Annotated in this window: 7 protein-coding genes; 3 read left to right on the top strand and 4 right to left on the bottom strand. The window is 61.6% G+C overall.

Annotated elements, in window-relative coordinates:
• Window positions 1–1,738, top strand: a 1,738-nt coding sequence (locus EOA86_RS16300) for an ABC transporter transmembrane domain-containing protein (RefSeq protein WP_128342567.1), incomplete at its 5' end; no start/stop codon positions are given.
• Between the two features lie 15 nt (window positions 1,739–1,753).
• On the opposite strand, the gene EOA86_RS16295 is transcribed toward EOA86_RS16300, so the two are convergent.
• Window positions 1,754–3,658 carry a DUF3857 domain-containing protein gene (locus EOA86_RS16295; RefSeq protein ID WP_245497290.1) on the bottom strand — a complete coding sequence of 635 codons (1,905 nt, stop codon included), beginning with the start codon at window positions 3,656–3,658 and terminating at the stop codon, window positions 1,754–1,756.
• 262 nt (window positions 3,659–3,920) lie between these two features.
• Entirely contained in the window at window positions 3,921–5,405 is a 1,485-nt protein-coding gene (locus tag EOA86_RS16290; RefSeq protein ID WP_128342563.1) for a carboxypeptidase M32, read from the bottom strand.
• A 182-nt stretch (window positions 5,406–5,587) separates the two neighbouring features.
• Here EOA86_RS16290 and EOA86_RS16285 point away from each other — a divergent pair, with 182 nt between their 5' ends.
• Together EOA86_RS16285 and EOA86_RS39410 are read left to right on the top strand one after the other, a co-directional pair.
• A complete protein-coding gene (locus EOA86_RS16285; RefSeq protein ID WP_128342561.1) occupies window positions 5,588–5,941 on the top strand; it encodes a DUF1304 domain-containing protein in 354 nt (117 codons plus the stop codon).
• 86 nt (window positions 5,942–6,027) lie between these two features.
• Window positions 6,028–6,192: a hypothetical protein gene (locus EOA86_RS39410; protein ID WP_206630040.1), complete on the top strand. Its 165-nt coding sequence runs from the start codon at window positions 6,028–6,030 to the stop codon at window positions 6,190–6,192.
• 18 nt (window positions 6,193–6,210) lie between these two features.
• Here EOA86_RS39410 and EOA86_RS39405 read toward each other — a convergent pair whose 3' ends face one another.
• Both EOA86_RS39405 and EOA86_RS16275 read right to left on the bottom strand, forming a co-directional pair.
• The gene (locus EOA86_RS39405) at window positions 6,211–6,393 is read right to left on the bottom strand and encodes a hypothetical protein (RefSeq protein ID WP_206630039.1); all 183 of its coding nucleotides are present in this window, start codon (window positions 6,391–6,393) and stop codon (window positions 6,211–6,213) included.
• A 222-nt stretch (window positions 6,394–6,615) separates the two neighbouring features.
• Window positions 6,616–6,825 (bottom strand): OmpA family protein (locus tag EOA86_RS16275; RefSeq protein ID WP_164891778.1); only part of this gene is annotated, 210 nt, incomplete at its 5' end.

Raw genomic sequence — 6,825 nt, 5'->3', positions numbered from 1 at the left:
CCCCTATATCACCCGCTACCGGAAGATGGTCATTGGCGCGGTCGTCTCGCTGACCGTAGCGGCGGCGACGACGCTGGCGCTGCCGCTGGCCGTGCGGCGCATGATCGACCACGGCTTTTCAGCTTCCGATTCCAGTTTCATCGCCGAGTATTTCGCCATGCTGGTGGTGATGGCTGCCTTGCTCGCCGCGGCGTCGGCCAGCCGCTACTATTTCGTCATCACGCTGGGCGAGCGCGTCGTCGCCGACATCCGCAACGACGTGTTCCGCCATGTCACGACGCTGTCGCCATCTTTCTTCGACACCGCCCAGTCGGGCGAGATTGTGTCGCGGCTCGCCGCCGACACAACGCAGATAAAATCGGCGGTCGGTGCCACCGCTTCGGTGGCGCTGCGCAATGTCATCCTGGGGCTCGGCGCCGTGGCGATGATGGTCTTCACCAGCCCGAAACTGTCGGGCCTCGTCATTGCCGCTATCCCGGTGATCGTGCTGCCGCTGGTCGCCTTCGGCCGCTCGGTGCGGCGCAAATCGCGGCTGGCGCAGGACACGCTGGCCGACGCGACGGCCTATGCCAGCGAGCAGATCGGCGCGGTGCGCACGCTGCAGGCCTTCACCAACGAGAAACTGGTCACCGGGAATTTTTCATCTGCCGTGGAAGCCGCGTTCGAGGCGGCGCGATCTTCGATCTTTGCCCGATCTTTCCTCACCTTCTTCGCCATCTTCATGATCTTTTCCTCGGTGGTGGCGGTGCTGTGGTTCGGATCGCGCGACGTGCTTGGCGGGACGCTGTCGCCGGGCACGCTCGGCCAATTCCTGCTCTATTCGGTGTTCGCCGCCGGCGCGCTCGGTGCGCTGTCGGAAGTGTGGGGCGAGCTTGCCCAGGCGGCGGGTGCTGCCGAACGGCTAACCGAGATCCTGGCCGAGAAGCCCGCGATCCAAGCCCCCGCGCATCCGAAACTGCTACCGGCGACGGCCAGGGGCGCAATAAGTTTCGACGACGTATCCTTCTCCTATCCGGCTGGGCCCGACCGCGCCGCCGTCCACGGTCTCAGTTTCCAGGTCAAGCCCGGCGAGACGGTGGCGATCGTGGGCCCGTCGGGCGCCGGCAAGAGCACCGTCTTTTCGCTGCTTCTGCGCTTCTATGACCCCGAGATCGGCAAGATCATGATCGACGGCGTTAATGTGCGAGAGGCCGATCCCGTCGCCATACGAGAGCGCATCGCCATCGTGCCGCAGGATGTCACCATCTTCGCGGCCAGCGCGCGTGACAATATCGGCTTCGGCCGTCCGGACGCCAGCCAGGCCGAGATCGAGGCGGCGGCCAAGGATGCGCTTGCCGACGAGTTCATCCTGAAGCTCGAGAAAGGCTATGACAGCGAGGTCGGCGAGCGCGGCGTGACCCTGTCCGGCGGCCAGCGCCAGCGCGTGGCGATTGCCCGCGCGATTCTGCGGGATGCGCCGATCCTTCTGCTCGACGAGGCGACCTCGGCACTCGACGCCGAAAGCGAGACGCTGGTGCAGACGGCGCTGGAGCGGCTGATGCAGGGCCGCACCACCATCGTTATCGCCCACCGGCTGGCGACGGTTCTGAAGGCCGACCGGATCCTCGTCATGGATGGCGGCTGCATCGTCGAGGAAGGCACCCATCAAAGCCTCGTTGCCAAGGGCGGTATCTATACGCGGCTGGCCAAGCTGCAGTTCGAAACCGGGTCGAATGCTCTCAGAGGTGCCGCGGAGTAGATCCTTCCACTGGCGTCAGTTCGCTTCGGCGTCCGAATAGGCGAAATTGTAGTTCCAAGCCGAGTTGTCGTTGATCTTCTTGAGGGATTTCAAATAAGGGCCGATACTCTTGGCGGGAATCCGGTCATTGAGAGTCTTGAGAAACCAGTCGACCTGAAATTCGGTGGAGGTGCTCGTCCAACGAGCCTTGAATGCAACGTAGGGCGTAATCACGTCGTCATTGTCCTCAGGGCCTACGAAGTGGGCCTTCAAATTTCCGACGGTGCACCGGTGTCGTCGAAAGATCGGGCTGCCTAGCCAGATTGGCGCGCTCCTTTCGAGGAGGTCGGGCTCCGGCAAATATCTGATGCCGACATCCGATTTCAGAGCAAAGTCCTTGGAAAGGTTATCGGCATCGAGATCGCCTGCCGACAGATCGTAGGATTCGGTTACCGAAACCAGATTCTTGTCGCGGCTGTCGTTCGTCACCAGCGGCCCCAGGCTTTTCATTCCGGGATACTGGCGATTGTAATATTTGAGATAGTCGTCCGCGATCCTTGCCGCCGATTGCGAGACAAGCTTATAGCGCATGCTATCGGCATCTGCGCCCCAATAGGTCGTGGTGACGGTCAGTTTGAGCGGCTCGCCTTTGCGTTTGGGGAAATCGAATACCTCATTCACAAAGGTGGTCGGCTGGTAGAGCTCCTTTCGTTCTATCTTTTCCATTCCCGCCTTGTCGGCGACAATGGGCAGAGCAAAGCCGTAGTCGGGCGGTATAAGATTATCTGCCCTGCCTCCCTGCAGATAGTTGGTCGCGTCTATCCAGTAGGTCTGGCTGTCGATGGCGACCTTCACGATAACATGGTCAAACGCCCGTATCGTCGGGAGTATCGTGGCGAGAGCAACCCCTTCGTCAAGATCGGTGAGAGCCACGTCCGCGTGGATTCCCAGTCGCCGCAGGCTGGAGGCGAGAAGCAGCGCCTTGTCCTTGCAATCTCCGAAGCCGCTTGCCACCACGGTCGTCGGGCTGCGCGGGATATAGGACCCACGGCCCATGGACAGGCTGACATAGCGGATGTTGTCCTGGACCAAGCGCATCGCCTCGATCATCTTGTCTTCTGGCGCATCGTATTTCGCGGCAATGGCATCGAGCTTCGCTGCGAAATCTGCCGGCAGTTCCTGGTCGAGCCGATAATACGGAAGAACCGTGTCGACGATATCTTGCCATTTAGACGTCGAAGAGATTTCGATGGATGGGTATGTGAGAAAGTCCGGCGGCAGATATTCCTGCGATTTCACCGGCGTCGGGTTGGCGCTTTGCCAAAGATAGGTCGTCGTTTCTCCGGTAGACTGGACATCCGGGCGTATGTCCGTCCTGACCTGTCGGACATTCAGGGGCTGCACCGTTGGCCACGTCACTCTTTTGCGGATCAAAGCGATTGGTTCGTCCCAGGCCACGGCAAAGGAATGGAAAAGGAGATCCGTGCCGATGATCGGAGTTCTGACCGTGGTCTTGCTATAATCGACGATGTCTCCGACCCGGACATCGTTGATGTTCAGGTAAGCGGTCAGCCAACCATCGAAGAGGCCCTTCTCCGCATCCCTCTCGCGCCGAAACACGTCGAACTCAGCATCGGAAAGATGCTGGATCACCACGCCGTCGCGAATGATGTCGATCCAGTTGACGGTGACCTCGGACGTCGCAGGATCGAATTCAAAACTTATGCTGGCGCCGCGTTCCAGGCCGGTGCGGTCGACGATCTTGTAGGCATAGCGGTCGAACACCTCCAATCCGCCGGGGCGCTTCCGGATCTGATAATCCGACAGCAGGTTGGATATGCCGTTCTTGATCTGGCTGTCGAATTGCGGATCGGCCTTGGGAAGCGCGACTGGCTCGATCCAGTCGCCAACGCTGCCCTTGTGCACGGTTGTACCGGCCATGGCCGGTACAACCGTGCAAATGACAATCAATACGGTGAGTCTTGCCAATATAGTAAGTCTTGCGGCCACTGTTGTCGCCGCCTGAAAGTGCCTTGCCCGCCCCATGCCCTGCACGTCCCCAGATACAGTCGAATGCCACTAGTGATAGAAAAGTAAATTGCGTCCTGCAAGGCAGGGTGGCTCGGCTAGGACCGAGAATGGTGAATCATCTTCGAGAACCCCAATGATCAGTCAGGTGGGATGGATGGGAGGGGGTGCCGTCCTATGCGCCGTAGCGCTTTTTCAGGTGATCGGTGAAATGCGCGGCGTTGAGTTTCTCGCTGGTGGCGCGTTCGAGCAGGTCGGGCGTCGACCAGCGCGAACCTTGCGACCAAATCTTTTCACGGCGCCAGTCGTTGATCGCCGCGAAATTTCCCGTGGCGAGGTCTTCGTCGGCCGAAGGATGGTCTCTGGTCAGCGCCGCCCATTGCTGCGCCGCCATCATGGCGCCCAGCGTATAGGACGGGAAGTAGCCGAAGGCGGCACCCGGCCAGTGCACGTCCTGCATCGGCCCGTCGGCCGGGTTGTCGATGGTCGACAGGCCGAGATAGTCGCGCATCTTGGCGTCCCAAGCCTCGGGCAGGTCGGCGGCCTCCAGCCGCCCCGAGACAAGCTCCTGCTCCAGCTCGTAGCGCAGGATGACGTGCAGCGGATATGTGACCTCGTCGGCGTCGACGCGGATCAGCCCGCGCTCGACCCTATGAACATGCGGCAGGATGTCGTCGATCGACCAGGTCTCGCCCAGGTGCCGTTCGACCACCGGCAGCGCCCAGCGCCAGAATTCCGGGTTGCGGCCGATCTGCTTTTCGACGAACAGGCTCTGGCTTTCATGCACGGCCATGCCGCGCGCTTTGCCAAGCGGCCAGTGCGCCCATGCCTTCGGCAGGTTCTGTTCGTAAAGCGCATGGCCGGTCTCGTGCAGCACTCCCATCAGTGCCGACAGGAAGTCGGAGGTCTTGTAGCGGGTGGTGATGCGCACGTCGCTCGGCACGCCGCCACAGAACGGATGATGCGAAACCGAAAGCGAGCCGTGGGTGAGGTCGAAGCCGACCGCCGCCATCATGGCGAGGCCAAGCTCGCGCTGCTTTTCGATCGCGTAGCTGCCCGAAAGCGGCTTCAGAGGGTTTTTCGCCAGCCGCTCTTCCTGCACGGCCATTGCCTCCGGTACGAAATCCCTAAGGAAGGTCTTCAGCTCGGCGAAGACCGGCGTGATGTCGGCGGCGCGGTTGCCGGGATCGTACTGCTCCATCAGCGCGTCGTAGGGATCGAGGCCGAGCACGTCGGCGCGAAGTGCTGCTTCCTCGCGCACTAGCGCCACGACGCCTTCGAGCGCCGGCAAAAATCCTGTCCAGTCGTTTTTCGCCCGCAGGTCGCGCCAGAGCTGCTCGGAGCGCATGCGCGCGGTCGTTTGGCGCTCGACGAATTCAACCGGCAGGCAGGTCAGGTTGGTATACTGCCGCCGGAACTCCTTGACCGCTGCCTGCTGTTCTTCGTTCAGCGTTTCCTGCTCGGCCGCAGCGATCCAGTCGGCGATCTCCGGCGCGGTCGCTCTGGCGTGATGCATGCCGGCCAGCGCCGACATCGCCTCGGCGCGCTTTTCGCCGCCGCCCACGGCCATATGGGTCGCCTCGTCGGCGCCGAGAATGGCGAGCGCATGTTCCAGCGCTTCGAGCTTGTGACCGAGGTCGTCGAGTTTTTGAAAGGACATGATGGGTTCCGCTGAATTTGAACGGCGGGAAAAGATACCAATGCGCGGGCATTGGCAACCCTGAAGGCCGTCAGCGAAGGGCACATCGGTTGCTAGCTGAACGCCGCAATGCGTCTTGCGGGAGCGGTGGCGTGCGTGATCAATATCGCAAGGCGGCGCCGTGCCGCGACGGGAGATGAAGCATGATCGCCAACGTGCTGGTCGGGTTGGTGGCGCTGATCCACCTCTACATCGTCTATCTGGAGATGGTGCTGTGGAATACGCCACGCGGCCACAAGGCGTTCAAGCTGACGCCGGAATTCGCCAGCGCATCGAAAGTGCTTGCGGCCAACCAGGGGCTTTACAACGGCTTTCTCGCAGCCGGGCTGATCTGGGGGCTTTACCTCGGCGAGGCCGGTTTCCAGATCAAGGTGTTTTTCCTGCTCTGCGTCGCCATCGCCGGCCTCTACGGCGCGGCGACGGTCGATAGGAAAATCCTCTACATCCAGACTCTACCGGCAGTGCTGGCGCTGATCGTACTTTGGCTGGGCGCATGACCCCGAAAAATCGGAATCAATTTTCGGAGCACGGATCTGCTGCGGGCCTTCGGTGCGGAACGGATCTGCGCAAGAATCAAAGGATCATGCGCAAGATCGCCGCCATCGCCGCCGCTGCCGATGAGGAAGGCGCTGCCGGTGGCAGCCCGCAGCCTTTGGCTGACATGATCGAGTTCAGCCAGCAATTGATGATATGCGTGGCCGGCATCGTTCCATCTCGAGCGGCCCTCTGGGCGGCCCGATCAAGTTGAGAGACCTGCGTGCGCAAGTCACGCGCCTCGTCCGGCTTGATCCTGTTGGCCTGCATCGCGGCCCGTATACGTATCCACGCTCTCTATCTGGTTTATCAAAGCTGCCTCACGCGGGCTGGCGTAGGCGCCAGCAAACGGAACGGTGACGAGAAGTGCGACGAGCGTTGCAGCCCTGAGGATCTTGGGAGTGAAAGAGCGCATGTTGCGTCTCCTTTTACAGGGGAGGTGGCGATTGGGGGCCACCTTCCAGCCGTGGGCCGTCGGTTCCGTCGGGCGCGATGGACGCTTCCACCGCCGGCGGTTCTCGGCCCGGTGACATAGCTAGGAGCGATCCTCGGCAAAGTGTAATCAAAAGGTAATCTTTTCAGGCCTTGCTAGCCCGCATTGTCGCCCTAAATGCGGCCGCCGCTGGAGCCGGGGCGATCAGCGCTCGGTCAGTTTCAGCTCGATGCGGCGGTTCTTGTTGCGTGCATCTTCGGTGTCGGCGGGGTCGAGCGGCTGGAATTCACCGAAGCCGGCCGCAACCAGCCGGTTGGCCGGCACGCCGTTTTCGATCAGGAACTTCACCACCGAGGTCGAGCGCGCCGTCGACAATTCCCAATTGTCGCGGTAGCGGCCGGTTCCCGCTAGTGG

This window comes from Mesorhizobium sp. M5C.F.Ca.IN.020.32.2.1, assembly GCF_004023105.1.
In the GTDB taxonomy this organism is placed as follows: Bacteria; Pseudomonadota; Alphaproteobacteria; order Rhizobiales; family Rhizobiaceae; genus Mesorhizobium; species Mesorhizobium wenxiniae.
Note: the sequence above shows the minus strand (reverse complement) of the source record. Positions and strands in the feature narration are given on the sequence as shown.